This window comes from Altererythrobacter sp. BO-6 (genome assembly GCF_011047315.1).
Classification (GTDB): Bacteria; Pseudomonadota; Alphaproteobacteria; order Sphingomonadales; family Sphingomonadaceae; genus Erythrobacter.
The window spans coordinates 1,650,699-1,676,068 of record NZ_CP049259.1; the positions used below are offsets into that span (position 1 = coordinate 1,650,699).

Annotated in this window: 21 protein-coding genes and 1 tRNA gene; 14 read left to right on the forward strand and 8 right to left on the reverse strand. The window is 64.5% G+C overall.

Translation table 11 applies throughout. The features are described from left to right. Nucleotides 1-2 precede the first annotated feature (2 nt). Nucleotides 3-476, reverse strand: coding sequence for a peroxiredoxin (locus G6N82_RS08045; RefSeq protein ID WP_165195424.1), 474 nt, complete (start codon nucleotides 474-476; stop codon nucleotides 3-5). Next, nucleotides 473-3,169: a bifunctional [glutamate--ammonia ligase]-adenylyl-L-tyrosine phosphorylase/[glutamate--ammonia-ligase] adenylyltransferase gene (glnE, locus tag G6N82_RS08050; RefSeq protein ID WP_165195426.1), complete on the reverse strand. Its 2,697-nt coding sequence runs from the start codon at nucleotides 3,167-3,169 to the stop codon at nucleotides 473-475. The genes G6N82_RS08045 and glnE overlap by 4 nt, the downstream gene beginning before the upstream one ends. Before the next feature lie 112 nt (nucleotides 3,170-3,281). Here glnE and G6N82_RS08055 point away from each other — a divergent pair, with 112 nt between their 5' ends. Both G6N82_RS08055 and G6N82_RS08060 read left to right on the forward strand, forming a co-directional pair. After that, complete coding sequence (locus G6N82_RS08055) at nucleotides 3,282-4,964, forward strand: M28 family metallopeptidase (RefSeq protein ID WP_165195428.1); 1,683 nt, start codon at nucleotides 3,282-3,284, stop codon at nucleotides 4,962-4,964. Nucleotides 4,965-4,998: 34 nt separating this feature from the next. Beyond that, entirely contained in the window at nucleotides 4,999-5,979 is a 981-nt protein-coding gene (locus tag G6N82_RS08060; protein ID WP_241255038.1) for an agmatine deiminase family protein, read from the forward strand. Between the two features lie 191 nt (nucleotides 5,980-6,170). On the opposite strand, the gene thrS is transcribed toward G6N82_RS08060, so the two are convergent. Next, nucleotides 6,171-8,168 carry a threonine--tRNA ligase gene (gene thrS, locus G6N82_RS08065; protein WP_165195429.1) on the reverse strand — a complete coding sequence of 666 codons (1,998 nt, stop codon included), beginning with the start codon at nucleotides 8,166-8,168 and terminating at the stop codon, nucleotides 6,171-6,173. A 414-nt stretch (nucleotides 8,169-8,582) separates the two neighbouring features. Between thrS and G6N82_RS08070 the strand changes: the two genes are divergently transcribed. From G6N82_RS08070 to G6N82_RS08105, 8 genes are all read left to right on the forward strand, one after another. Beyond that, on the forward strand, nucleotides 8,583-8,756 hold the full coding sequence (locus G6N82_RS08070) for a hypothetical protein (protein ID WP_165195431.1): 174 nt from the start codon (nucleotides 8,583-8,585) through the stop codon (nucleotides 8,754-8,756). Nucleotides 8,757-8,758: 2 nt separating this feature from the next. Then, nucleotides 8,759-9,181 (forward strand): hypothetical protein, encoded by a 423-nt coding sequence (locus G6N82_RS08075; RefSeq protein ID WP_165195432.1) that lies wholly within the window; start codon nucleotides 8,759-8,761, stop codon nucleotides 9,179-9,181. Further along, on the forward strand, nucleotides 9,178-9,369 hold the full coding sequence (locus tag G6N82_RS08080) for a helix-turn-helix transcriptional regulator (protein ID WP_165195434.1): 192 nt from the start codon (nucleotides 9,178-9,180) through the stop codon (nucleotides 9,367-9,369). The genes G6N82_RS08075 and G6N82_RS08080 overlap by 4 nt, the downstream gene beginning before the upstream one ends. Before the next feature lie 36 nt (nucleotides 9,370-9,405). After that, nucleotides 9,406-10,140 (forward strand): alpha/beta hydrolase, encoded by a 735-nt coding sequence (locus G6N82_RS08085; RefSeq protein WP_165198075.1) that lies wholly within the window; start codon nucleotides 9,406-9,408, stop codon nucleotides 10,138-10,140. Between the two features lie 10 nt (nucleotides 10,141-10,150). Then, entirely contained in the window at nucleotides 10,151-11,005 is an 855-nt protein-coding gene (locus G6N82_RS08090; RefSeq protein WP_165195436.1) for a tetratricopeptide repeat protein, read from the forward strand. Further along, nucleotides 11,002-11,985 (forward strand): LLM class flavin-dependent oxidoreductase, encoded by a 984-nt coding sequence (locus G6N82_RS08095; RefSeq protein WP_165195438.1) that lies wholly within the window; start codon nucleotides 11,002-11,004, stop codon nucleotides 11,983-11,985. The genes G6N82_RS08090 and G6N82_RS08095 overlap by 4 nt, the downstream gene beginning before the upstream one ends. Before the next feature lie 200 nt (nucleotides 11,986-12,185). Beyond that, on the forward strand, nucleotides 12,186-16,880 hold the full coding sequence (locus G6N82_RS08100; RefSeq protein WP_165195440.1) for an NAD-glutamate dehydrogenase domain-containing protein: 4,695 nt from the start codon (nucleotides 12,186-12,188) through the stop codon (nucleotides 16,878-16,880). 59 nt (nucleotides 16,881-16,939) lie between these two features. Beyond that, nucleotides 16,940-18,169: an FAD-dependent oxidoreductase gene (locus G6N82_RS08105; protein WP_165195442.1), complete on the forward strand. Its 1,230-nt coding sequence runs from the start codon at nucleotides 16,940-16,942 to the stop codon at nucleotides 18,167-18,169. Here G6N82_RS08105 and queG read toward each other — a convergent pair. Continuing rightward, complete coding sequence (queG, locus tag G6N82_RS08110; RefSeq protein WP_165195444.1) at nucleotides 18,153-19,214, reverse strand: tRNA epoxyqueuosine(34) reductase QueG; 1,062 nt, start codon at nucleotides 19,212-19,214, stop codon at nucleotides 18,153-18,155. The genes G6N82_RS08105 and queG overlap by 17 nt on opposite strands. 44 nt (nucleotides 19,215-19,258) lie before the next feature. Here queG and G6N82_RS08115 point away from each other — a divergent pair, with 44 nt between their 5' ends. The 4 genes from G6N82_RS08115 (at nucleotide 19,259) to msrB (ending at nucleotide 23,558) form a co-directional block, all read left to right on the forward strand. Further along, complete coding sequence (locus G6N82_RS08115) at nucleotides 19,259-20,275, forward strand: ATP-binding cassette domain-containing protein (protein WP_165195446.1); 1,017 nt, start codon at nucleotides 19,259-19,261, stop codon at nucleotides 20,273-20,275. Next, entirely contained in the window at nucleotides 20,272-21,549 is a 1,278-nt protein-coding gene (locus tag G6N82_RS08120) for an ABC transporter permease (protein ID WP_165195448.1), read from the forward strand. The genes G6N82_RS08115 and G6N82_RS08120 overlap by 4 nt, the downstream gene beginning before the upstream one ends. Before the next feature lie 102 nt (nucleotides 21,550-21,651). Beyond that, complete coding sequence (locus tag G6N82_RS08125; RefSeq protein ID WP_165195450.1) at nucleotides 21,652-22,989, forward strand: cytochrome P450; 1,338 nt, start codon at nucleotides 21,652-21,654, stop codon at nucleotides 22,987-22,989. 71 nt (nucleotides 22,990-23,060) lie between these two features. Next, a complete protein-coding gene (gene msrB, locus G6N82_RS08130) occupies nucleotides 23,061-23,558 on the forward strand; it encodes a peptide-methionine (R)-S-oxide reductase MsrB (RefSeq protein WP_165195452.1) in 498 nt (165 codons plus the stop codon). 18 nt (nucleotides 23,559-23,576) lie between these two features. On the opposite strand, the gene G6N82_RS08135 is transcribed toward msrB, so the two are convergent. The 4 genes from G6N82_RS08135 to G6N82_RS08150 form a co-directional block, all read right to left on the reverse strand. After that, the gene (locus tag G6N82_RS08135; RefSeq protein WP_165195454.1) at nucleotides 23,577-24,200 is read right to left on the reverse strand and encodes a PilZ domain-containing protein; all 624 of its coding nucleotides are present in this window, start codon (nucleotides 24,198-24,200) and stop codon (nucleotides 23,577-23,579) included. A gap of 118 nt (nucleotides 24,201-24,318) precedes the next feature. Next, nucleotides 24,319-24,403 (reverse strand) — tRNA-Leu (locus G6N82_RS08140). A 79-nt stretch (nucleotides 24,404-24,482) separates the two neighbouring features. Then, nucleotides 24,483-24,758 (reverse strand): integration host factor subunit beta, encoded by a 276-nt coding sequence (locus G6N82_RS08145; RefSeq protein ID WP_165195456.1) that lies wholly within the window; start codon nucleotides 24,756-24,758, stop codon nucleotides 24,483-24,485. A gap of 189 nt (nucleotides 24,759-24,947) precedes the next feature. After that, nucleotides 24,948-25,286 carry a GntR family transcriptional regulator gene (locus G6N82_RS08150; protein WP_165195458.1) on the reverse strand — a complete coding sequence of 113 codons (339 nt, stop codon included), beginning with the start codon at nucleotides 25,284-25,286 and terminating at the stop codon, nucleotides 24,948-24,950. Nucleotides 25,287-25,370 lie beyond the last annotated feature (84 nt).

The following is a 25,370-nucleotide window of genomic DNA, read 5'->3' on the forward strand; positions in this document are numbered from 1 at the left end:
GATCAGAGCGCCTTCGCGGCCGCGAGCACTTCCTCGGCGTGGCCCTTGACCTTCACCTTGTCCCAGACCTGGGCGATCTTGCCGTCTGTGCCGACGAGATAGGTGGTGCGGACCATGCCCATATAGGTCTTCCCGTACATCTGCTTCTCAGTCCAGATGCCGAGCGCATCGGACAGGCCGCCTTGCTCCGCGTCACTCGCAAGCGGGGCGGTAAGCCCATGCTTGGCGATAAATTTCGCGTGTTTGGCGGGCGGATCCTTGCTTACCCCAAGCAGCGCCACCCCGGCCTTGGCAAATTCGCCGGCCAGGGCTGAGAAATCCTTGTTCTCGGTAGTGCAGCCCGGGGTGTCGTCCTTGGGGTAAAAGAACAGCACGAGCTTCTGACCGCGGAAGTCGGAAGGCTTCACAGTCCCGCCATCGGGGGTCGCCATCGCGATGTCGGGCAGGGTGTCGCCGGTGCCTGGGAATTTGGTCATTGATCGATCTCCAGTTCGAATCCGAAGGTTCGTTGCCATGCCGCGGCAACCGCATGGCGCGCTTCGCTGAAACTACGCAGCAGCGCGGGATAGGTTTCGCATCGGCAGGCACGCGCCAGTGCCGCAGCGGCAGCTGGCGGCGGCTCAGCGAGGTCCGGGGAGAGCAGCCTGCCTGCTACCAGCAGCCGACTCATCAGATCCTGCGCTGGCCGGATATTGTCGGGTAGCAGACCGGACGCAACCAGAGCATCCGCCGCCTTGGCGAGGTCAGGCTCCATCCCCACCCCGTCGCGCAGCTGGAGGAAGTGTATCACGAATTCGAGATCGACCAGGCCGCCGCGGAGCAGTTTGGCATCGAGCGGGCCGCCGGGCGCCTTGTGCTGCGCCATCTCGCTGCGCATTTTCAGCACGTCTTCGCGCAGCTGCACCGGGTCGCGCGGTTTGGTCAGGACAGCTGCAATAATGTGCTCAAGCTGCGCCCGTGCCTCGGGCGAGCCGACCAGTACCCGCGCCCGCGTCAGCGCCATGTGCTCCCAGGTCCACGCCGCTTCGTGCTGGTATTTGGCAAAGGCATCGAGCGTGACACTGAGCGGCCCCTGCGCGCCCTGGGGGCGAAGCCGCGTGTCGATCTCGTACAGGGCGCCATGTGCGGTTGGCACCGACAGCGCCGCGCTCACGCGCTGGGCCAGCCGGTTATAGTAATGCGTTCCGCCCAGCGACCGGTCGCCATCGGATTCGGCGCCGGTCTCGCCGCTGAACAGGAAGATGATGTCGAGATCGCTGGCATGGGTCAGCGCGCCGCCGCCCAGCCGCCCCAATCCCAGCACCAGCAGTTCGCTATCGGCAATCCGGCCGTGCTTGCGTGCAAATTCTTCGCAGGCGGCAGCATGGGCGACATTCAGCCCGGCCTCCGCCGTGCGCGACAATGCGGCTGCGATATCGAGCGGGTCATGCAAGGCTTGAATCAATTGCAGGCCCAATGCGAAACGCAATTCGCCGGTGACGATGCGGATCCGGTCAAGCTGGCGCTCGTAATCGCGCCCGGCATCGCCAGCCTGCATGCGGGCAGCAATCGCTTCGACGTCGCCCGGCAGGTTGATCGCACTGGCGTCAATGAGCGTGTCGAGCAGTTCGGGCCGCCGCCCCAGCTCCTCGGCCAATGTGGGTGCCAGTGTCAGCACTGCCATCAGCTGGTCGAACAGCCCTGGTCGCGCTTCAAGCAGGCGGAACAGATTGATCGCAGAGGAGGCGTTCGCGAGCACGCCCTCCCAGCGCAGCAGGGCGCGATCGGGGTCATCCGCCTTCGCCAGCGCTTGCATCAAGGCCGGCAGCATGGCGTCAAACGCCTCTAGCGCGGCAGCGGAGCGCAGCGACTGGTAGCGCCCGTCGCGCCAGCCCGCGATCCGCTCTGCCAGACGTTCGGGATCGCCAAAGCCCAGGGCAGCCAGCCGCTGCGCGATCGGGGCAGGCGCAGGCTCGACCGGCTCAGCCGCATTGCCGATTCCCAGCAGTCGATCATAGCTTTGAGCCACCCGCCCGGTCACGTCGCGCAATTCTTCCACCAGCGCCGCGCCATCGGCCAAGCCGTCCAGCCGGGCCACGGCATCGAGCGCGCCACCCGCCGGCAGGGCATGCGTCTGCTGGTCATTCACCATCTGCAACCGGTGCTCGACGACGCGCAACCGGTCATAGGCCTCGCCCAGCATGGTCGCTTCTTCCTCCTCGATCCGCCCTGCCGCCGCCAGTGCATCGAGCGCCGCCCGCGTGCCGCGCAGCCGCAGTGAGGGATCGCGCCCGCCATGGATGAGCTGGTGCGTCTGCGCGAAGAATTCCACTTCGCGAATGCCGCCGCGGCCATGCTTCAGGTTGAAGCCGGGGCCGACTTCTTTGGGGCCGGTGTAGTTCGATCGGATGCGCGCGGTCAGGCGGCGGATTTCGTCGATCGCCCCGAAATCGAGGCTGGAGCGCCACACAAAAGGCCGCAGAGCTTCGAGGAAGCGCTGGCCAGCGGTCAAGTCGCCTGCCGCCGCACGCGCCCGGATGAAGGCGGCGCGCTCCCACGCCAGCGCGAGGCTTTCGTAATGCGTCAACGCAGCATTGCACGAAATTGCCAGCGGGCTGACCTCGCTGGCCGGCCTGAGGCGCAAGTCAACCCGGAAGACATAGCCTTCCTCCGTATTCTCGCTCAGCAGCCGTACGATTTCGCGGGCATAGCGTTGCGCTGCCTCGCCCGGATCGTCGCGCTCGCGGCGGGGCAGCGTTTCGGGGTCGTACAGCAGGACCGGGTCGATATCAGAGGAATAGTTGAGCTCGTTTGCACCATGCTTGCCGAGCGCCAGCGCGATCATCCCGCGCGGTTCGGCGGCCTCAACCCGGCGCGTGATCGCTTCAGCGATCGCGCGATCGAGCGCCCGATCGGCCAGCGACGAAAGCTCCGCCATCACCCGTTCCAGCGAGAACGCCCCGGCAAGGTCGCCCACTGCCAGTGCCGTGGCATATGCCAGGCGCTCTCGCCGTAGCGCCACGCCAAGGTCAGGCGCATTCTCGCCTGCGCTGCGCGCCCATGCAAGTGCAGCCTCGCCTTCGCCTGCTTCGAGCAGCGCGGCTAGCTGTGGCTGGCGCTCGAGCACACGGGCAAGGAAAGGCGCCTCTGCCCGCGCCCGCGCCAATGCGTGATGCCACTCGCTTGCCATGCCTGCTCCCTGCCTGCGAGCGCGGCACTTCGCAAGCGCGGCGGCGCTTGCCCCGGCGTCGCTCCTCTGCAAAGGGAGGCGCCGCACGTACTTTGGAAGAGGATACCCCCTGATGATCAGATCGATGATCGGCCTTGCTGGCGCATCGTTGCTGCTGGCTAGTTGCAACGGCATGAGCGGCGAGGCCGCGCTCGACATTCCCGAAGTCGCCAATGGCGACATTTCGCAGGCAACCATGGTCGATGTCACGCGCAAGCTTGCATCCGACGAGTTCGAAGGCCGTATGCCCGGCACCAAGGGGGAAGAGCTGACCGTCGCCCTGCTGAGCGAGAAATTCGCTGCTGCCGGCCTTCAGCCGGGCAACAACGGGTCGTGGGTGCAGGATGTGCCGCTGGTGGAAATCACCGGCAAGAATTTCGCGCCGCTCACCATCACCAATGGCCAGACCGACTTGGTCTATGACTTCGGCAGCGAATGGGTGGGCGTGACCTATCGCGAGGACGCACAAACCCAGCTGGCCAATAGCGAGCTGGTGTTCGTCGGTTACGGCATCAACGCTCCCGAACGTGGCTGGAACGACTACGATGGCGTCGACGTCAAGGGAAAGACGGTGGTGATCCTGGTCAACGATCCCGACTGGGAAACGCCGGGCCTGACCGGTCCGTTCAACGGCCGAGCGATGACCTATTACGGGCGCTGGACCTACAAGTTCGAAGAGGCGGCGCGGCAGGGGGCAGCGGGCGCGCTGATCGTGCATGACACCGAACCGGCAAGCTATGGCTGGAACGTGGTCGAGAGCTCCTGGTCGGGCGCGCAAGCCTATCCCCAGTATGGCGACAACGCGCCGCCGCGCACGCTGATGAACGGCTGGATCCAGAAGGAAGTCGCGCGCGAATTGCTGGCCGCTGCGGGGCAGGATCTCGACGCACTGAGCGCCGCTTCAAAGCAAGAGGGCTTCAAGCCGGTGCCGCTGGGCTTCACCGCCTCGACCAGCTTCCAGAACGATATCCGCACATTCATGTCAAAGAATGTCATCGGGGTTCTGCCCGGCGCCAAACGGCCTGACGAATATGTCCTTTACACCGCGCATTGGGACCATCTGGGCCGCTGCACGCCCGCGCCCGACGGCGACGATATCTGCAACGGCGCGGTGGACAACGCCACCGGCACGGCGGCGCTGGTCGCACTGGCGGAAGCGCATGCCAAGGCTGGGGCGCCTGACCGCAGCCTGGTGTTCCTGGCGGTGACCGCTGAGGAATCGGGCCTGCTCGGCGCGCATTACTACGCCGAAAACCCCGTCTTCCCGCTGGCGCAAACGGTGGGCGGGGTGAATATGGACGCCTTCGACATGGCCGGGCCGGCCAAGGACGTGACTGTGGTGGGCCCAGGCAAGTCGCAACTTGACCAGTTCCTTGAAGCGGCACTGGTCGCGGACGGCCGCGTAGCCACTCCCAACCCCAGCCCGGAAGCAGGCTACTACTATCGCAGCGATCATTTCGCCTTTGCCAAGCTGGGCGTGCCGATGCTGTATCTCGACGGCGGGCAAGACCTGATCGAAGGCGGCAAGGAGGCCGGCAAGGCGCTGGCCGATGACTATCGCGCCAACCGCTATCACGGGCCGAAAGACGAGTTCGACGAGAATTGGGACTGGTCAGGCGTGATGGCCGACCTGCAGCTGATGTATCGCCTTGGCCGGATGATGGCGATGAGCACCAGCTGGCCCAACTGGAACGACGGCGACGAATTCCGCGCAACCCGCGACGAATCCTGCGCCGCCGCCGACACCGGCTGCTGAGTCCGGCTGCGCTGAGGAAAGGGGTAACCGGTCGATGGCTGACATCCTGATGCCGCCCGAATGGGCTCCGCAGGACTGGCTGTGGATCGGCTTCCCACACCTGGCCGATGAATGGCCCGGCTGGCTGGAACCCGCGCAAGTGCAGATCGCCGCTTTCGCCAGCGCCGTGGCGGAGAGCGGGCAGGAAGTGCGCTTGCTGGTGCGCGACGAGGCCAACGAAGCGCGTGCCCGCGAGCTGGTGTCAGGCGCGGTCACTCTGGAGCGGCGCGTCTATGGCGATATCTGGCTGCGCGATACGGGGCCGCTAGTGCGCGCTGACGGAAGCGCGCTGCGCTGCTGCTTCAACGGCTGGGGCGGCAAATATCTGATGCCGGGCGATCAGACGATCGGCGCAGAGCTGGCCGGCGATGCCGGCTTGCCGGTGGTCGAGAGCGACTGGATCCTTGAAGGCGGGGCGATCGATGGCGACGGCACGGGGATCGTGCTGACGACCGAGCAATGTCTGCTCAACCCCAATCGTAACCCGCAGTTATCACGCGGCGAGATCGAGGCGCGACTGGCGCGGGACCTCGGCTTCACACAAGTCATCTGGCTGGGCGGTGGGCTTATCAACGACCATACTGACGGGCATGTCGACAATCTCGTGCGCTTTGTGGCGCCCGGGGAAGTGGTCTTGCCGCGCGCCACGGGCACTGATGACCCCAACGCCGCGATTTATGCCGACGCGAAGGCGCGTATCCTTGAAGCAGGCTTAAAGCTGTACGAAATACCCTCGCCGGGCCTTATCGAACGGGATGGAACAATCGAACCGGCCAGCTATGTCAATTTTGCGATCACCACACATTTGGTCGTAGTGCCGACCTTCGGCTCGCCGCATGATGCCGAAGGCGTAGCGGCGATTGCCGCGCTATTCCCTGATCGCGACACGATTGGCCTGCCGGGCGAGGCCGTGCTTGCGGGCGGCGGCGGATTCCACTGCGCCAGCCAGCAAATGCCTGCCCTAGAGCCAGTTTAACGACCCGTTAGGATTTCGGCGCGACAATTGGCGCCATGTCCAAAGTCATTACCCTTACGCGCGCGGCCGAGTGGGCACACAAAGTCGCAGAGGCCCGGATGGAAGTGCTGCGATCGACGATCGTGTGCTCTTGCGCCGTGGCACTTATCGCCGCCGGCCGCGCGCTTCCTTTCTGACTCTTCCTTTCTGACTTAGGCCAGATCCGGCGGCGTTGCCGCTTCTTCCAGCATCGCGATCGCTTCTTCGACGCTCATCACCTTCTGGTGCTCGACGCCCAGGGTGCGCACGGCGACCGTGCCTTCTTCGGCCTCGCGCTTGCCCACCACCAGCAGATGCGGAACCTTGGCTAGGCTGTGTTCGCGCACCTTGTAGTTGATCTTCTCGTTCCTGAGATCGCTGTCGACACGGATTCCGGCCGTCTCGAGCTTGGCCACCACGTCCTTGGCGTAGCCATCGGCGTTGGATACGATCGTCGCTACCACCGCCTGGACCGGCGCCAGCCAAACCGGCAGGCGCCCGGCGAAATGCTCGATCAGGATGCCGATAAAACGCTCGTAGGACCCGAAGATTGCGCGGTGGAGCATCACCGGTCGGTGCTTCTCGCCGTCTTCCCCGATGTAGCTTGCGTCAAGCCGTTCGGGCAGCACGCGGTCGGACTGGATCGTGCCGACCTGCCAGGTGCGGCCGATCGCGTCGGTGAGGTGCCATTCGAGCTTGGGTGCGTAAAAAGCGCCTTCGCCGGGCAGCTCTTCCCAGCCATATTCCTTGGTTGCAAGGCCGGCGTCGATCACCGCCTGGCGCAGTTCAGCCTCGGCCTTGTCCCAGTCCGCGTCGGAGCCGTAACGCTGCTCGGGCCGCAGCGCGAGCTTGATCTGGTAGGAAAAGCCGAAGTCCCGGTAGATCCGGTCAGCCAGTTCGCAGAACTTGCGCACTTCCTCGACGATCTGGTCTTCGCGGCAGAAGATATGCGCATCATCCTGCGTGAACTGGCGCACGCGCATCAACCCGTGCAGCGCGCCGTGCGGTTCATTGCGATGGCAGCAGCCGTTTTCGTAAAGGCGCAGCGGCAGGTCGCGATAGCTCTTGATGCCCTGGCGGAAGATCAGCACATGCGCCGGGCAGTTCATCGGCTTGAGCGCCATCCAGTCGGCATCGTCCGACACCAACGGGCCTTCATCCTCGGTGTTGGGCACTTCGTCGGGGATGACGAACATGTTCTCGCGGTACTTGCCCCAATGGCCGGACTGCTCCCACTGGCGCGCGTCCATGACCTGCGGGGTCTTGACCTCCTGATAGCCGGCGGCGTCGATCGCGCGGCGCATATAGGCCTCGAGCTCGCGCCACACCTTGTAGCCATGCGGGTGCCAGAAGACGCTGCCGTGCGCCTCTTCCTGCAGGTGGAACAGGTCCATCTCGCGGCCCAGCTTGCGGTGGTCGCGCTTGGCCGCTTCCTCCAGCCGGTGCAGGTGCGCATCGAGCTGCTTCTTGTTGAGCCAGCCGGTGCCGTAAATTCGCGTCAGCTGCGCATTGCGCTGGTCGCCGCGCCAATAGGCACCCGCGACACGCATCAGCTTGAAGGCTTGCGGATCGAGCTTGCCGGTGGAGGGCAGGTGCGGGCCGCGGCACATGTCGAGCCAGTCGTCACCCGACCAGTAGACCGTCAGTTCTTCGCCCTCGGGCAGTTCTTGCGCCCATTCAGCCTTGAAGCTCTCGCCTTCGGCCTGCCACTTGTCGATCAGTTGCTGGCGCGACCACACCTCGCGGCGGAGCGGCTTGTCGGCACGGATGATCTCGCGCATCTTTTCCTCGATCGCGGGAAGATCATCCATGCTGAAGGGCGCGCGGCTGGCGGGTGCCATCACGTCATAATAGAAGCCGTCATCGGTCGCCGGGCCAAAGGTGATCTGCGTGCCGGGCCACAGCGCCTGCACTGCTTCAGCAAGGACATGGGCATAGTCGTGCCGCGCCAGTTCCAGCGCATCCGCCTCATCGCGCGCAGTGACCAGTGCCAGCTCGGCATCGCCTTCGAAGGGTCGATCCAAGTCGCGCAATTCTCCATTCACACGCGCAGCCAGCGCCGCCTTGGCAAGGCCGGGGCCGATTGCAGCGGCGACATCCGCCGGGGTCGATCCCCGTTCCATTTCGCGCACCGAGCCATCGGGCAGGCTGATCTTGAGCAGTTCCGTCATCGTCTCATCCGTTTCACTTGCGCTGGCCCATGGCACAGAGCCGCGCGCGCTTGAAGAGCGGTGTCGGTGAATTCGCAAATTTTCGGGAGGCTGACACCAGCGCCACCCGAAACCGGGTGGCGGATCGGCTGTTAGCGCACGACCGACCGCCCCCGGATATCCGAGGTGGTAGTTGTGATCGTGGTGGTCCGCTTCTGCGCCATGCCCCGCCATATAGGCGCAAGGTCTTGCGATGTCATTACCCTGATCGCAGTGGTCATCCGATCCCGCTTTGGTTGATGAGACATCGCCGCAAGGTACCGCATCCTCGTTCGAGCCAAATGGGAAAGGTCCCACTCCAGTTTGGAAAGTGTACTTGACACTCGAGCGAATCAATGACAAGTGCCCTTTCCATAGTTGAAAGGAAGCTTGACCATGCCGCAAATCTACAAGGCCGTGCTGCTGGCCAGCACAATGCTCGGCATCGCCGTGCTCGCCATTCTCGACATTATTCCGGAAGAGGCAGCGCAATACGCTCCCGTCGCCCTCCTGGCTCTGTTCCCGTCAGCCTGGTTGAGCCGCTCCGGCCGCTGCGCCGGAAGGTGCTGACGATGGCCCGGCGATGGAGTCCGGCGGCACGGCGTTATGGCCGTCGGCTGGCGGCATTGATGACCGTTTACGTGCTGGCGCTGTTTGCTGCGGTCTGGCTGTTCAAGCACGGGCTGGTAAGCGGCCCGGCTGCTTGGACGCTTGCGATCGCCCCGGCCCTGCCGATCATCGGCGTGTTCTGGGCCGTGATGCGTTTCATCATCGAGGAGACCGATGAATTCATCCGTTTGCTGATCGTGCGCCAATGCATGGTGGCCACAGGCTTTTGCCTGACCGTGATGACGGTGTGGGAGTTCCTCCAGAACTTCGAACTGGTGCCTCCGGGCAATGGAGGCTTCGGCGCGGCCTTCTTCTGGTTCATAGGACTGGGCGTGGGCGCGCTTTACAATAAGCTGACCATGGGCACGGCCGGGTCCTGCGCATGAAAAACCGCCTCAAGGTGCTGCGCGCCGAGCGAAACTGGAGCCAGCAGGACCTGGCCGAGCGGCTGGAGGTCAGTCGCCAGAGCGTGAACGCGATCGAGACTGGCCGCTATGACCCTTCGCTGCCGCTCGCCTTCAAGATTGCCGATGTGTTCGGACTTGCGATCGAGGAGATATTCAGCCGAGACTGATTGCAAGCCGTGCCGGTGGCGGGCATGAACGCGGGCATGGAATATGTGCAGTTTCACGAAATCGACGACGGGCGCCGGATCGCCTTCCGCTACACCCCCGGCACTGCCCCCGCGCTGGTGTTCCTGCCCGGCTATATGTCCGACATGGCGGGAGGGAAAGCGACCGCCGGCTTCGAAAAGGCACGTAACGAAGGCCGCGCCTGCCTGCTGCTCGACTATTCGGGTTGCGGGCAGAGCAGCGGGGATTTCGCAGAAGGCAGCTTGAGCCGATGGCGCGACGAAGTTCTCGCGCTGATCGAAGCCCAAATCGAAGGGCCGGTAATCCTGATCGGGTCCTCGATGGGCGGCTGGCTGATGCTGCTGGTCGGCCTGGCCCTCAAGGAACGACTGGCCGGGCTGGTGGGTATCGCGGCAGCGCCCGATTTCGCCGACTGGGGCTATGCGGATGAACAGAAGGCGCAGCTCGCTGCAGGCGCAACGATTTATGAAGACAATCCCTGTGGCCCCGAGCCGACCCCAACCCATGCGCATTTCTGGCAGGACGCGCAGCAACACTTGCTGCTGGGTGCGGGGATTGCCCTGACCTGCCCGGTGCGCCTGATCCATGGCCAGCGCGACGAAGACGTTCCGTGGGAAATCAGCCTGCGCCTGTGCAAAGCGCTTCGTTCGGACGACATACAGGTGGCGCTGGTAAAGGACGGCGACCACCGCTTGTCGCGCGAGCAGGATATCGCCCTCTTGCTGCGCCAGGCCTGGAGCCTGTTCGACTAGGACCCCCCCGATGATACTCACCGCCATTCTCCTTCCCCTGACGATGCAGGCCGTGCCCGATCCCAGCAATATGACGGTGCCGGACTATTCCGCGGAAGTGCAGGACCGGCCGCCGCGCGAAAGCACGATCGTTGACGCGCCCGAGACAAGCGGCTGGCTCGGGGAATGCCTCGCACAGCTCGACGAGGACCCCGCCCGCGCGCATGTACAGGCGCAGATAAGGCGCGACACGACCTCGGGCGAAGAGCGCGTGCTCGCCAACCATTGCCTCGGCCTCGCCTCGACCCGGCTCGAGCGCTGGGAAGAGGCGCGCGCGGCCTTCACCGCCGCGCTACAGGAAACGCCGGCGGAAGATCGCCGACTGCGGGCGCGCTTCGGTGCGATGGCAGGCAATGCGGCGCTGGTGACGGGCGACCTTGGTGGCGCGCTGGCACTGCTTGATGGGGCGCGCGACGATGCCGCCGCTTCCGGGGCGGGAACCATGCAGGCGCTGATCGCGCTTGACCGCGCCCGCGCGCTGGTTGGCAGCGGCCAGCTGGAAGCGGCCGAGGCCGCCCTTGCCGAAGCGCGTAACCTGCAACCGGAGGATGCGGAAACGCGGCTGCTTTCAGCAACATTGCTGCGGCGGCTCGACCGCTTGCCCGAGGCTCAGTCACAGATCGAGGAGGCCGCGCGGCTAGCCCCGCTCGACCCGGCAATCGGCCTCGAAGCCGGCGTCATTGCGATCCTCAGCGCACGTGAAGAAGCGGCCCGGGCCAGCTGGCAATCGGTCATCGAACTGGCGCCGGACAGCGATGAGGCGGCAACCGCGCAGCGCTATCTCGACCAGCTTGGGCCTGCGCCGGAAAGCGCGCCGCAGCCATGACGCAACTGTCCGTGCTCGATCTCGTGCCGGTGCGCGAAGGCGGGACGGTGTCCGAGGCGATGCAGGCCGCAGCCGACCTCGCCAAGGCTGCCGAGCGCTTCGGCTACAAGCGCTTCTGGGTGGCCGAGCACCATGCGATGGAGGGGATCGCAGGCGGCGCCACCTCGGTCGTGCTCGCCCATATCGGCAATGCCACCAGCACCATCCGGATCGGATCGGGCGGGATCATGCTGCCCAATCACACACCGTTCCAGATCGCCGAGCAGTTCGGCACGCTCGACGCGCTGTTCCCCGGGCGGATCGACCTGGGGCTGGGCCGTGCGCCGGGAGCTGGCCCCGAATTGCAGCGGGCGCTGCGCAAGAATCTGCACCAGGCCGCCGAGATGTTCCCGCAGGATGTGCTGGAGCTGCGCGCGCTGATCACCGGCGATGTCGATCTGCCGATTTCCGCAACGCCCGGCCGCGGCGCCCAGGTCGAATTCTGGATGCTGGGCTCAAGCCTGTTCGGCGCGCAGCTCGCGGCCCGATTGGGCATGCCCTATGCCTTTGCCGCGCATTTCGCGCCCGATCATCTCGATACCGCGCTGGCGCTCTATCGCCGCGACTTCGAACCTTCCGAGGCGCTCGACAAGCCGCATGTGATGGTGGCGATGAACATCTTCGCGGCCGAGACCGACGCAGCGGCCGAATTGCTCGCCACCAGCCAGCAGCAAAGCTTCGTGCGCCTGCGCAGCGGCAATCCCGGCAAGTTGCCGCCGCCGATAGAGGGGTATCGCGACACCCTGCCCGCCCCGGCGCAGGCCATGCTCGATCATCTGGGCCAGGCCGCCGCTGTGGGCAGCCCCGCCAGCGTCCGCGCCAAGGTCAAGGCGTTCATCGAACGAACCGGCGCCGACGAAATCATCGCAGCGGGCGCCACCTATGATCCCGAAGCGCGCATCCGCTCGCTTGAGCTGACCGCCGAGGCGCTCGGGCTTTAGCCGCCGCAACGCAGTCATCGCGCTAATCCGTAAGGGAAAGTCAGTGCACTCGCCCGCGAACCTGTGTAGGACTGGAACCGGTGCAGGCATGCGTCGAAGCGTGACGGTTCTTCGCTTGCAGGCGCCCGGCCATGCGCCTATCGGCGAATGATTACTACACGATAACAGAACAAAATTACACGCGCAGGGATAGCAGGAATATGGCTTCCAAGACCGGTGCAACCTCCGGCGGCAAATCCGCCAGCGAGACCATGGTGCAGGAAATTGCCCGTCAGATGCGGCAATCGATCCTGCCGGGCGACACGCCCTTCTCCCCCTCATCGCTCAAGAAAGCAGCGCAGTTTGTGCTGGACACGGCCGCCGCGCGCGAGCCGGACCGTTCAGCGCTGGGCATGGTCTCGATCGCAGGCGACCGGCGCTTCCTGCGGATCGCGATCATCAATGACGACATGCCGTTCCTGGTCGATTCGATTGCGGCGACGATCTCGGCGCAGGGGCTGTCGATCGACCGGCTGGTCCACCCGATCGTGCCGGTCACACGCGACAAGGCCGGTAAGCTGACTGGCGTGCCCAAAGGCAAAGACGCCGAAGCCGCGGCCCGCGAATCGATGATCTATATCGAGACCGAGCGCTGCGATGCGCGCCAGCGGCGCGAGCTCGAAAAGCGCCTGCGCACCGCACTGGGCGATGTGCGCGCGGCGGTACAGGACTGGCCGAAGCTGCAGGCAGCCATGGCGGAAGATGCCAAGCGCTTGGCCGACGAGGAAAACGGCGCCCTGCTCGAATGGTTCAACACCGGCATGCTGACCCAGCTGGGCCACCTGACCCGCAAACGCGACGGCAGCCTTGCGCAAATTCTGGGTATCTGCCGCAAGAGCGCGCGCCAGCTGCTAGCGGACAACTCTTATGATCGCGCCTTCGCCTGGTTCGACAGCGAAGAGCGCGCGGGCAGACCATCCGACCTGCTGATCGTCAAGGCCAACCGCGTTTCCAATGTGCACCGGCGCGTGCCGCTGGACCTGTTCATCGTGCCACTGCGCGAAGACGGCAAGCTGGTTGCGCTGTCGATCCATGCAGGCGTCTGGACCAGCGCTGCGCTCGCCAGCCCGCCGCACAAGGTGCCACGCCTGAGCCATACCTTGTCGGAAGCTTCCAAACGGCTCGGCTTCCATCCCGGCGGCCATGCCGACAAGGCGCTGGTGCACGCGTTTACTGCGCTGCCGCACGATTTGCTGGTTGGGGCCACGCATGACGACGCCGAACGGCTGGCGACGGCGATGATGAGCCTGGTTGACCGGCCGCGCCCGCGGCTGGTGCTGGTTGAGGCGCCCTTGGCCCGCCACGTCTTCGCCTTCGTCTGGTTCCCGCGCGACATGGTTTCGACCCAGGTGCGCGAGCGGATCGAAGCGATGCTGACCCGCAATGAGGGAACCGAGCTGCTCGACTGGAGCCTCGAAGTCGAGGGCGGAAATCTCGCCATGCTGCGCTTCGTGCTCGATATCCGCAGCGCCAAACAGGCGCATGACGAAAGTGCGCTGGAGGCCGAATTGCAGGACATGCTGCGCGGCTGGAATGAAGCAGTCGAGCGACAGCTGACCGAGCTTGACGAGCCTTCACGCGCCCCCGCCATCGCGGCGCGCTATGCCCCTGCTTTCCCGGTATATTATCGCACCGACTACGGAGCGCATGAAGCCGCGATCGACATCTGCCGGCTACGGCGGCTGGTGGCCAATGACAGCCGCGAACGCGATGTACGCCTGTGCCGCTTGCCAGGCGATCCGTCCGATCGGCTGCGCTTGAAAGTTTACCAGCAGCACGGCGCCCTGCCGCTGTCCGATGCGGTCCCGGCGCTGGAGAATTTCGGCTTTCGCGTCCTGACCGAACTGCCGACCTCGCTGGAAGGCGGTGAACTGGGCACGATCCACGATTTCACCCTGGCGCTCGGTGAAGGCGAAAACGCGCAAGATTTACTCAGCCGGGCCGACATTATCGAGGATGCCATTGCCGCGGTGTTGAGCGGCGAGCATGAGGACGACCCCTTCAACCGGCTGGTGACCGGCACCGGCCTGCTGGCGCATGAGGCCAACTGGCTGCGCGCCTTCTATCGCTACTTGCGCCAGACTGGGATGAGCTTCACCATCTACACCGTGGTCGATGCACTGGGCCATGCCCCGCAAGTGACGCGCGAGATGATCGCGCTGCTGTGCGCCCGGCACGATCCCGCGTTCAAGGGCGATCGCGAAGAGGCTGCCAAAGCGGCGCGTGATGGCATCCGTAAAGGCCTGGCCAAAGTCAGCGCGATCAATGACGATCGCCTGCTGCGGCTCTACCAGGCGCTGATCGAGGCGATCCTGCGGACCAATGCCTTTGCCCCGGCAAGCGAGGAAGCACTGGCGTTCAAGATCGATTCCGCGCTGATCCCGAACCTGCCCAAGCCGGTGCCGTGGCGCGAGATCTGGGTCTATTCGCGCCGCGTCGAAGGCATTCACCTGCGCGCGGGGCCGATCGCCCGCGGGGGCCTGCGCTGGTCCGACCGGCGCGACGACTTCCGCACCGAAATCCTTGGCCTGATGAAGGCGCAAAAGGTCAAGAACGCGGTGATCGTGCCATCGGGTGCGAAAGGCGGATTCTATCCCAAGCAGCTGCCTTCGCCGCAGAAAGACCGTGCGGCATGGGCGGAAGAGGGCCAGGCCAGCTACGAAATCTTTATCCGCACGCTGCTGTCGGTCACCGACAATATCGTGAAGGGCAAGGTCGTCCACCCCGATGGCGTGCGCATCCTTGATGGCGAAGACCCCTATTTCGTGGTGGCCGCCGATAAGGGCACGGCGCGCTTCTCCGACGTTGCCAATGGCATCGCCCAGAAGAAGGATTTCTGGCTGGGCGATGCCTTCGCCAGTGGCGGTTCGAACGGCTATGACCACAAGGCGATGGGCATCACCGCCAAGGGGGCGTGGGTCTCCGTCCAGCGGCATTTCCTGGAAATGGGCGTCGACGTGCAGAGCGAGCCGGTCCGCGTAGTCGGCTGCGGCGACATGTCGGGCGACGTGTTCGGCAACGGCATGTTGCTGTCGAAAGCGATCAAGCTGGTCGCCGCCTTCGATCACCGCCATATCTTCATCGATCCCGATCCCGATCCGGCGAAGAGCTGGAAGGAACGGCAGCGGCTTTACGATTTGCCGCAATCGAGCTGGGAAGATTACAAATCCGACCTGATCTCGAAGGGCGGCGGGGTATTCCCGCGCAGCGCCAAGAGCATCAAGCTGTCGAAGCAGGCACGTGACGCGCTCGGCATCGTCGCTAGCGAGGTCGATCCGGATACGCTGATCAACGCTATCCTCAAGAGCCCGGTAGACCTGATCTGGTTCGGCGGGATCGGCACCTACATCAAGGCAGAATCCGAGAACAATGTGCAGGTCGGCGATCCGGCCAATGACGCACTGCGGGTCGATGCCGGCGATGTCCGCGCCAAGGTGATCGGCGAAGGCGCGAACCTGGGCGTGACCCAGGCCGGGCGCATTGCCTTTGCGCTGAATGGCGGGCGGATCAACACCGACTTCATCGACAATTCGGCAGGCGTCGACTGCTCGGACAATGAGGTCAACATCAAGATCGCGCTGGCGGCGGCGCAGCAGTCGGGCTCGCTGCCTGAGAAGAAGCGCAACAAGCTGCTGGAAGACATGACCGACGAGGTCGCCGGGATCGTGCTCGAAGACAACCGCTTGCAGGCGCTGGCACTATCGATCGCGCAAATGGACGGCGCACAAAAAACTGCGTCGCATGCGCGACTGATCGAAAAGCTTGAGGAGATGGGCGCGCTCGACCGCAAGACCGAAGGGCTGGCCGATAGCGAAACCTATTCGCGCCGCGCCGGCGAAGGCAAGGGCCTGACCCGCCCTGAACTGGCCGTGCTGCTCTCGTCCGCGAAGCTGGTGCTGCAGGATGCGATCGAGCAAAGCGAGCTGGTCAAGGACAAGGCACTTGAGCCCTATTTGATCGGCGCGTTCCCGCAAGCGGTGCAGGACGGCTATCGCAAGCAGATCCTTGGCCACCGCCTGCGCGACGAACTGATCGCGACCAAGCTTGCCAACCGCATCATCAACCGGCTGGGCCTGATCCATCCCTTCGAACTGGCCGAGGAAGAAGGCGTGGGCCTGGCCCAGATCGGCGCGGCCTTTGTCGCGGTGGAGGACCTGCTCGGCATGCGCCAGATCTGGCAGGATCTCGAAACCGCCGACATGCCGGAAACCGCGCGCCTGACCTTGCTGGAGCGCGCCGCGGCGGCGATGAGTTCGCATATCGCCGACCTGATCCGTTATGGCGGGGCGGGCCTTTCGCCGAGCGAGGCGATCAAGAGCCTGGGCAAGGGCATCGCCCAGCTGGAGGCGGCGTCTGACGGGCTCCTGTCCGATGCCGTGCGCCAACGCTCGAAGCAGCTAAGCGACCATTTCGTCAACCAGGGCGCACCGCGTGCGCTCGCCGGGAAGGTGGCTCACCTGTTCGACACCGATGGCTCAATCGGGCTGGCAGGGCTCGCGCGCGATAGCGGGATCGGGGCCAAGCCGCTGACAGAGGCGTTTATCACGCTCGGTGCGCGGTTGGGGCTCGACTGGGCACAGCAGACGGCCGAAGATATGGCCCCGTCGGACCCGTGGGAACGCTTGCTGGTCAACGGGTTGGCAAGGGATTTCCAGCACATGCGGCTCGATTTCCTGCGCCGCAACTGCAAGGGCAAACCCGGCCCGCAAACTGCCGTCGAGTCATGGCTCGACCAGCGCGCCGATGCTGTCACGCAATTCCGGCGCATGATCGATCGCGCGCAGATGCAGTCTCCGGTGGCGCCGGCGGTGCTGGCGCAAGTCGCGATCCAGGCGCGCAACCTGCTAGACCGTTAGGCTGACGCCCTAACTCTGGCACTTGACGGCGCGCCGATTTGCGGCGAGCCACTGGCGCCATGGACAAAGCAGATGTCGTGATCGTGGGGACGGGCCACGGCGGGGCGCAGGCGGCGATCGCGCTGCGCCTGGCGGGCCACGAGGGTAGCATCCTGATGTTGGGGCGCGACAGCGAGCCGCCCTATGAGCGCCCGCCCTTGTCGAAGGAATATCTCGCCGGGGACAAGCCGTTCGAACGAATCATGATCCGTCCCGCGCAGTTCTGGGCAGACAAGGGCATCGCCATGCGGCTCGGCGCGATGGTGACCGAAGTCGATCCGATCGCGCATGAAGTGGTGCTGCACGACGGATCGCGAATCGGCTATCGCAAGCTGATCTGGGCCGGCGGCGGCGATCCCCGCCGCCTCTCTTGCCCCGGCGCCAGTTTGAAGGGTGTGCACGCGGTGCGCGACAAACGCGACGTCGATGCGATCATGGCGCAGCTCGATGAAGGCGCACGGCGCTTCGTCGTGATCGGCGGCGGCTATATCGGGCTGGAAGCGGCTGCGGTGCTGCGCAAGCTCGATTGCGAAGTGACGCTGCTGGAGGCGCTGCCGCGCGTGCTGGCGCGGGTCGCGGGCGAGGAATTGTCGCGCTTCATCGAGGCCGAGCACCGCGCGCATGGCTTGGATCTGCGGCTCGAAACCGCCGTAGAGGCGATAGAGGGCGATAGTGGCAAAGTTACTGGCGTAAGGCTGAGCGATGGCGAAGTAATCCCCTGCGATGCGGTGATAGTCGGCATCGGGATCGTCCCCGCAGTCGGTCCGCTGATCGCCGCCGGCGCCGCCGGATCGAACGGGGTCGATGTCGATATCTATTGCCGCACCACGCTCGACGATGTGTTTGCGATTGGCGACTGCGCGGCGCACGCCAACCCTTTCGCTGACCAAGCGGTGATCCGGCTCGAATCAGTCCAGAATGCCAATGACATGGCCAACACGGTTGCCCGCGCGATCATGGGCGACAAGCAGCCCTATCACGCACTGCCTTGGTTCTGGTCGAACCAGTATGATCTCAAGCTGCAAACGGCCGGGCTTTCAATCGACTACGACCAGACGCTGGTGCGCGGCGATCCGGCGAGCCGCAAGTTCAGCGTGGTCTATCTGAAGGAAGGCAAACCGATCGCTTTCGACTGCGTCAACAACACCAGGGATTACGTCCAGGGCCGCAAGCTGCTGGAAAGCGAAATCGGCGAAGTGGATCTGGACCTGCTGGCGGACCCGGAAGTGCCGCTCAAGGATTTGCTCTGAGCCGCTCGACTGCCCATCGGGCAGCATCGGCGACGATCGGATTAGGGTCCAAAAGCAGTTTTTCTGCCTGCACAATTAATTCAACCTGCCCGCTATTGCCCGCAGCGTAGAGGCAGTTGCGAATGAACCGGTCGCGCCCGATCCGCTTGATCGGCGATCCTGCAAAAAATGCCCGAAAGCCAGAATCATCAAAGCTGAGGAATTCTGCCAGAGGCGGCGCGACCAGTTCCTCTTTCGGCAGGAAGTCGCGATGCGCCTGCGCAGCCGAGGCGAACTTGTTCCACGGGCACACCGCCAGGCAATCGTCGCAACCATAGATACGGTTGCCCAGCGCCGCGCGGAATTCCTCCGGGATCGGCCCCTTGTGCTCGATCGTGAGGTAGGAGATGCAGCGCCTCGCATCGAGCCGGTAGGGCGCGGGAAAGGCATCGGTCGGGCAGGCGACCTGGCACGCATTGCACGATCCGCAGCGATCGTCATGCGCTTCGTCGGGGGGAAGCTCGACCGTGGTGTAAATCGCGCCGAGGAACAGCCAGCTGCCATGGGCGCGGCTAACGAGATTGGTGTGCTTGCCCTGCCAGCCGAGGCCCGCCGCCTGGCCCAGCGGCTTTTCCATCACCGGCGCGGTGTCGACAAACACCTTGAGCGTCGCTTCCGGCACTTCAGCGACCAGCCAGCGCGCCAAGGCCTTGAGCGCCTTCTTCACCGTATCGTGATAGTCGCGGCCTTGGGCGTAGAGGGAGATGCGCGCCTTGTCCGGATGCGCTTCCAGCGCCAGCGGATCGGTTTGCGGAGCATAGCTCATCCCAAGCGCGATCACGCTTTTCGCCTCTGGCCACATCGCTTGCGGCCCGCGCCGCACATCGCTGCGCGCCTCCATCCATTCCATCGAGCCATGGCAGCCTTCGCCCAGCCATTCGTCGAGGCGCCGCCCGACCAGCGGATCGTCCTGTGCCAAGGTCACGCCGAAAGCGGCAAAGCCCAGCCGCCGCGCCTCTGCCTCCAGCCGCGCCTTCAATTCGCCATTTGTTGCGGCGTTAACCACGCTTGGGGTTGCTCCCGTTTAGCCCTGACAGTTAACTGGGCACTATGGATACAGCAGTTGGAAGTCTTGCGGTAAGCGATCAGGCGCGGCCGGGCAATCGCAGCAACACCTCGCGCCCGCTGGCGATCGAGGCGCGCGGGCTGGTCAAGCGGTTTGACGGCACGCTGGCAGTCGATGGCGTTGACATCAGCGTGCCCGAAGGCGCGATCTACGGCATTCTTGGCCCCAATGGCGCGGGCAAGACCACCACGCTGCGCATGTTGCTGGGCATTATCGATCCCGACGAAGGTGTGCGCCGCGTGTTCGGACATGACCGGCCGCACGATATCGCTCGCGAGATCGGCTATCTGCCGGAAGAACGCGGGCTCTATCCGGCGATGAAGGCGATCGAAGCCATCGCCTTCATGGGCGCCCTGCGCGGGCTGCCGCTGGCCGAAGGGCGTCGGCGCGGGCGCGAGCTCATGGAGCGGCACGATTTGGGCCATGCCGCAGAGCGGCAGATCCGCCAGCTGTCCAAAGGCATGGCGCAGACCGTGCAATTGCTCGGGACGCTGGTGCACCAGCCGCGGCTGGTGGTGCTTGACGAACCGTTCAGCGGCCTCGACGCGATCAACCAGGGCAAGCTGGAACGCATGATCCGCGCGCTGGCCGAAGACGGGGTGACGGTGATCTTCTCGACCCATGTGATCCACCATGCCGAGCGGTTGTGCGAAGGGGTGGCGATCATCGCCGGGGGCAAAGTGCCTTATGCCGGTAGCGTCGAGGCCGCGCGTGACCGCATCCCGGCGCAGGTGCGGCTGGAGACCCGGGCGCGCGAAGGGGCCTGGATGGCTGCGCTTCCCAAGGACACGCGCCGCGAAGGCGATTTCTTCATGTTCCCCTTGCCCGCCAGCGGGATCGAGCCCTTGCTGCGCCAGCTGATCGAAGGCGATGCGGGCATTCTTTCACTATCGATCGAGCGGGCCGGGCTGCATGACGCCTTCGTCCATATTGCCGGCGAGGCTGCGGCCCGCGCCCTGGCCGAGGATTCGGCCGCCGATCACGCAGGAGGCCAGCGATGAGCGACGCCGCCCATCCCAAGTCGCGGCTGTCGCGACTGCAGGCCGCATGGGTCATCGCCCGGCGCGACTTCGTGGCCGTGCTGTTCAGCCGGTCATTCTTCTTTTTCCTGCTTGGCCCGCTGTTCCCGGTATTCGTCGGTGCGCTGGCCGGCGGGATCGGCGGCCAGGTGCAGCGCGACACGCTGAGCCTGGAGGTGGGACTCGCCATGTCCGCGCCGGAGAATGCGGCCATGCTCGCGGCGCAAGAGCGATTGCGACCGCGGCTGGGCGGTAATCTGCCGGTCCTTGTGGAAGTGCCAGAAGCCCTGACCGAACCGGATTTCGACGCGCGCAGCTTCCTTGAACAGAAGCGTGGCAATTACGCGGCAATCCTGGCTGGCTCTCTGGCGGAACCCACGCTGGTCGGCACCAGCGGTGAAGTGCTGCGCTGGCAAGGTCCGGTTGCGCTGCTAGTCGGCGATGCCCGCGCGGCCAAACCCGATCCGCTACCCGCCATCGACACGCAATTGGTCGAAACCAGCGCCGCGACAGTCAGGAATGAACGCATCCGCACCGCACAGGCGGCGCAGACGATGCTGTTCCTGCTGACCATGCTCTTGGCGGGCATGGTGCTGTCCAATCTCGTCGAGGAAAAGGCCAACAAGATCATCGAAATCCTGGCTGCCGCAATCCCGATGGATTCGGTTTTCCTGGGCAAGCTGTTTGCGATGCTGGCGGTGTCGCTGGTGGGTATCGGCGTTTGGGGCACAGTCGGGTTGGGCCTGTGGACCCTGGGCGGCGAGGCGATTACGGCATCGACCGGATTCAGCCCCGAGAACCTTCCTGAGCCAGCGGTGGGCTGGCCGCTTTTCGCGCTGCTGGGCCTGCTCTATTTCGCCATGGCCTACCTGCTTCTGGGCGCGTTGTTCCTGACTATCGGCGCGATGGCCGCCACGGTGCGCGAAGTGCAGACGCTGTCTATGCCGGTCACCATGATGCAGCTGATGGTGTTCTTCCTGGCCGCCTTCACCATCACCCAGCCGGGTACGCCGATCGAACTGTTCGCGGTCGCTTTCCCCTTGAGCTCGCCCTTTGCCATGCTGGCGCGGGCCGCCATGCAGGAGACGCTGTGGGTCCATACGGCGGCGCTGGCCTGGCAGGCGCTGATGGTGCTGCTGATCGTCAAGGGTGGTTCGACCCTGTTCCGCAAGCGGGTGATGAAATCCGGCGGTGCGGGGCACGCACCGGGCAAGCGTCGCCTGTTCGGCCTGCTTTCAGCGGGAGCGGCAAGATAGGTTCCAATTCGCAACCCACTATTGACAAGGCTGTAAATAGGGGCAGGATGGCGCAAACAGTTTGGAAGCGGCCACCCAGAGTCGCACGAAGTGGAGAGAATGATGGCTTCGATCGCCCCGGAACGTCCGCAGGTCCGCAGGTCGCCTACTGCCTATGAGGCGCTGCGCGAGCATCTCAAGACCCATCCCGACGACCGCCTGGTCCATACGCACAAGTGGGACGTTAGCCGCAGCGACATCTATTACGAGAACACCTGGCACCCGATCTTCAGGGAAATGCGCGCAGCAGGCCCGCTGCATTACATTCCGGAAAGCCCGTTCGGCCCCTATTGGGCGGTGGTGAGCCACAAGGCGATCCAGCATATCGAAGCCCTGCCAGAGACATTCTCGTCAAGCTGGGAATATGGCGGGATCACCATCTTGGAACGCCTGACCGAGGAACAGCTGGCCGAGCGCGGGATGGAGCGGCGCGAGCTTCCGATGTTCATCGCGATGGACCGGCCGCAGCACACCGGCCAGCGCCGCACGGTGGCGCCCAAGTTCACCCCCAGCGGCATGGCCGAGATGGAAGGCGAAATCCGCCAGCGCACTGGCGAACTGCTCGATACCCTGCCGCGCGGCGAAGTATTCGACTGGGTTGACCGGGTTTCGATCGAGCTCACCACCGGCATGCTGGCAATCCTGTTCGGCTTTCCCTGGGAAGACCGCCGCCTGCTGACCTTCTGGTCTGACTGGTCGGGCGACACCGAACTCGCCACCGTGCGCGAGCTTGACGAGCTGCGTTGGGGTATCCTGCAGGAGATGCTGGCCTATTTCCAATCGCTGTGGATCGAGCGCACGCATGACAAGGAACCGGGCGACGATCTCATTTCGATGATGATCCATTCCGATGCCATGAACCAGATGAGCCCGCAGGAATTCATGGGCAATCTGGTGCTGCTGATCGTGGGCGGCAACGACACCACGCGCAATTCCATGAGCGGGATTATCTACCAGCTCGACAAGAACCCCGACCAGCGCAAGCTGTTCGAGCACCAGCCTGAGCTGATCCCCAATGCGGTGCAGGAAATCCTGCGGATGCAGACGCCGCTGGCGCATATGCGCCGGACCTGCACCGAAGATACCGAAGTTTTCGGTCAGCAGATCAAGAAGGGCGACAAGGTCGTCCTGTGGTATCTTTCTGCCAATCGCGACGAAGAAGTGTTCGACAACCCCGACAAGCTCGACATCACGCGCGAGAATGCCCGTCGCCATATCGCTTTCGGCTATGGCATCCATCGCTGCGTGGGCGCGCGCCTGGCCGAACTGCAGCTGCGGGTTCTGCTCGAAGAGCTGCATAAACGCCGGATGCGCGTGCATGTCGCGGGCGACGTGGAGCGGGTGCGGGCGAACTTCGTCCACGGCTTCCGCAAGCTCGAGGTCGAAATCACCGAATTCTGATGTGATGAAACCTTTGCTGCCGCTCGTCCGTATATAGTCATGTGGCTTACGAAGCAGAGAGACGAAATCCGATGAACGGCCCTATTGCCAGTCGACGGCAGCTCCTGGTGGGGCTCAGTGCCGGCGCAGCTATCCCTGTGCTGGCCGCCTGCGGATCGTCTCCGGCCGAGGCCAGGAGCTTCCCGATCAGCCTGAGCGAAGCCGAGTGGCGCAAACGGCTGACCAAGGACGAGTACCGGATCCTGCGCGAAGCGGGGACCGAGCGGCCCTACAGCTCGCCGCTCAATAGCGAAAAGCGTAGCGGAACCTTCGTCTGCGCCGGCTGCGGCAACGAACTTTATTCCTCGCGCACGAAATATGACAGCAAGACCGGCTGGCCCAGCTTTTGGGCGGCGATCGACAAGGGCGCGGTGGGCACTTCGACCGATTACAAGATCGGCTATCCGCGCACCGAAGTGCACTGCGCCGATTGCGGCGGGCATCTGGGTCACATCTTCAGCGACGGGCCCAAGCCGACCGGGCAGCGGCACTGCATCAACGGGTTGGCACTGGATTTCCGCCCGGCCTGACCTCCCGGTCCGGTTGCGTCAGACAAGCAGGTTGGGCGCCTGCAAGCGCACCATTACCAGGGCAAAGTCCGCCAGCGAAAAGGTGTCGTCGAACACCACGCCATAATGATTGCCCCGCCGCCAGCGCACTTTCGCACGCGTTTCCCGCAGCCGCCGCCCTTCGATCCTGAGGCTCTGGTCGATCGCCAGCCGTTCGTCACATTCGAACCGGGCCCCCTGCTGCGAGATGTTCTCGACCGTGGCCATGGTGCGCATCGTCCCGGTGGTGACCGTAATCGGGAAATTCAGCGACAGGCGCAGCCCGCGTTTGCGATGTGCCCCCATCTCACCGATCAGCCGGGGCAGATCGATTTCGCCGGTGAACTTGAACCCGGCCTCGCGGTCGCGCTCCCACACCCGTTCCACCTGGTATGCCTGGCCATCCTGCAACTCTAGCGTGAATTCCCTGACCGCAGGCAGGCGGTGAAACAGCCGGGCGCTGACCCCGTTGGCCGAAACGTCGCGCAAGACACACACGAATTCGCCTTCGGAGCAGACGAGTTTTGCGGGGCGGATGAGCAGCGAATAGCGGTGCGCGCGCCGCAAATCGGGCGTCGCCACCGTATCCGGTTCACCGATCGGCATGAACGCCGCTGAATCCATCGCGCCAAACCCTTGTGCCCACGACCGCCCCTGGCCGCCCTGCAAGTCATAGGGCGACCATGGTTACAAGGTACTCGATGCCCCACTACGGGTTAAAACGAAGCTAATTCGCTGGATTTGGTGCGGGTGCCGGGACTCGAACCCGGACGACCAAAGGTCAGGGGATTTTAAGTCCCCGGCGTCTACCATTCCGCCACACCCGCTGGCTGCCAAAGCCGGAGCGGGTGTTAGCTGTGGCGGCGTGCCATCGCAACGCGGGAATGCAGCGCTGGCAATGAAGCGCTAGTTGATGCGCTTGCGCATTTCCTTGCCGGGCTTGAAATAGGGCACGCGCTTGGCCGGAACATCAACCGTCTCGCCAGTGCGCGGATTGCGGCCGGTGCGGCCTTCGCGCTCACGGGTAGAGAAAGCGCCAAAGCCACGCAATTCAACGCGCCCGCCTTCGGCCAGCCTCTCGGCGATTTCGTCAAAGAAAATGTCGACGACCTGTTCGACCTCTTCGGCCCGCAGCTCGGGATTGTCCCGATGGAGCGCCTGGAGCAATTCTGATCTTATCATTCGCGCCTCCCAGCAGCACGCCCCGGCCCGTCAGGACAGGCTGGACGTACCCCAAATGGACTTGAGCGCCGCTGCGACCCGAAAACGCCTCAATTCCAAGGCTATCGTGACAGAGTGGTGCGTTTCCTGCAAGCGCGGCGCGCAAATTTTTGTAGGAATTGTCGCGTGCTGGAACAGTCCGGCAGCGGATCAGGCCTGTTCGGCAAGGTCCGCCAGTTTCAGGCCCAGCCGATCGACCCGCGCACGGATTTCGGGCCACTCCTCAGCCAGGAAGCGCTCGCGTTCGCGGCTGCGCAGCTTTTCGGCGGCGCCCTTCACCACATACATGCCGACCCCGCGTTGCACCTCGACCAGGCCATCGTTCTGGAATTGCTGGTAGGCCTTGGCAACGGTGAGCGGATTGGCCCCTTCTTCCGCTGCCAGCGCACGCACCGAAGGAAGCATGTCGCCCTCGCGATAGCGGCCTTCGATTATGGCGGCGGCGATCTGGTCACGCAGCTTGAGATAGACAGGGCGGCTTTGGCTCATGGCATTCCTCGCATTCGGTGCTTCAGTGCCATAATACAGCCATGCGCGTCAAGTTCCCGACTTTTCGACGAACGGCTTGGAAGA

What these genes read in the sequence shown, in the direction of transcription:
- G6N82_RS08045 (WP_165195424.1), bottom strand. Translation starts at nt 476, where the DNA reads ATGACCAAATTCCCAGGCACCGGCGACACCCTGCCCGACATCGCGATG.
- glnE (WP_165195426.1), bottom strand. Translation starts at nt 3,169, where the DNA reads ATGGCAAGCGAGTGGCATCACGCATTGGCGCGGGCGCGGGCAGAGGCG.
- G6N82_RS08055 (WP_165195428.1), top strand. Translation starts at nt 3,282, where the DNA reads ATGATCAGATCGATGATCGGCCTTGCTGGCGCATCGTTGCTGCTGGCT.
- G6N82_RS08060 (WP_241255038.1), top strand. Translation starts at nt 4,999, where the DNA reads ATGGCTGACATCCTGATGCCGCCCGAATGGGCTCCGCAGGACTGGCTG.
- thrS (WP_165195429.1), bottom strand. Translation starts at nt 8,168, where the DNA reads ATGACGGAACTGCTCAAGATCAGCCTGCCCGATGGCTCGGTGCGCGAA.
- G6N82_RS08070 (WP_165195431.1), top strand. Translation starts at nt 8,583, where the DNA reads ATGCCGCAAATCTACAAGGCCGTGCTGCTGGCCAGCACAATGCTCGGC.
- G6N82_RS08075 (WP_165195432.1), top strand. Translation starts at nt 8,759, where the DNA reads ATGGCCCGGCGATGGAGTCCGGCGGCACGGCGTTATGGCCGTCGGCTG.
- G6N82_RS08080 (WP_165195434.1), top strand. Translation starts at nt 9,178, where the DNA reads ATGAAAAACCGCCTCAAGGTGCTGCGCGCCGAGCGAAACTGGAGCCAG.
- G6N82_RS08085 (WP_165198075.1), top strand. Translation starts at nt 9,406, where the DNA reads ATGGAATATGTGCAGTTTCACGAAATCGACGACGGGCGCCGGATCGCC.
- G6N82_RS08090 (WP_165195436.1), top strand. Translation starts at nt 10,151, where the DNA reads ATGATACTCACCGCCATTCTCCTTCCCCTGACGATGCAGGCCGTGCCC.
- G6N82_RS08095 (WP_165195438.1), top strand. Translation starts at nt 11,002, where the DNA reads ATGACGCAACTGTCCGTGCTCGATCTCGTGCCGGTGCGCGAAGGCGGG.
- G6N82_RS08100 (WP_165195440.1), top strand. Translation starts at nt 12,186, where the DNA reads ATGGCTTCCAAGACCGGTGCAACCTCCGGCGGCAAATCCGCCAGCGAG.
- G6N82_RS08105 (WP_165195442.1), top strand. Translation starts at nt 16,940, where the DNA reads ATGGACAAAGCAGATGTCGTGATCGTGGGGACGGGCCACGGCGGGGCG.
- G6N82_RS08115 (WP_165195446.1), top strand. Translation starts at nt 19,259, where the DNA reads ATGGATACAGCAGTTGGAAGTCTTGCGGTAAGCGATCAGGCGCGGCCG.
- G6N82_RS08120 (WP_165195448.1), top strand. Translation starts at nt 20,272, where the DNA reads ATGAGCGACGCCGCCCATCCCAAGTCGCGGCTGTCGCGACTGCAGGCC.
- G6N82_RS08125 (WP_165195450.1), top strand. Translation starts at nt 21,652, where the DNA reads ATGGCTTCGATCGCCCCGGAACGTCCGCAGGTCCGCAGGTCGCCTACT.
- msrB (WP_165195452.1), top strand. Translation starts at nt 23,061, where the DNA reads ATGAACGGCCCTATTGCCAGTCGACGGCAGCTCCTGGTGGGGCTCAGT.
- G6N82_RS08135 (WP_165195454.1), bottom strand. Translation starts at nt 24,200, where the DNA reads ATGGATTCAGCGGCGTTCATGCCGATCGGTGAACCGGATACGGTGGCG.
- G6N82_RS08145 (WP_165195456.1), bottom strand. Translation starts at nt 24,758, where the DNA reads ATGATAAGATCAGAATTGCTCCAGGCGCTCCATCGGGACAATCCCGAG.
- G6N82_RS08150 (WP_165195458.1), bottom strand. Translation starts at nt 25,286, where the DNA reads ATGAGCCAAAGCCGCCCTGTCTATCTCAAGCTGCGTGACCAGATCGCC.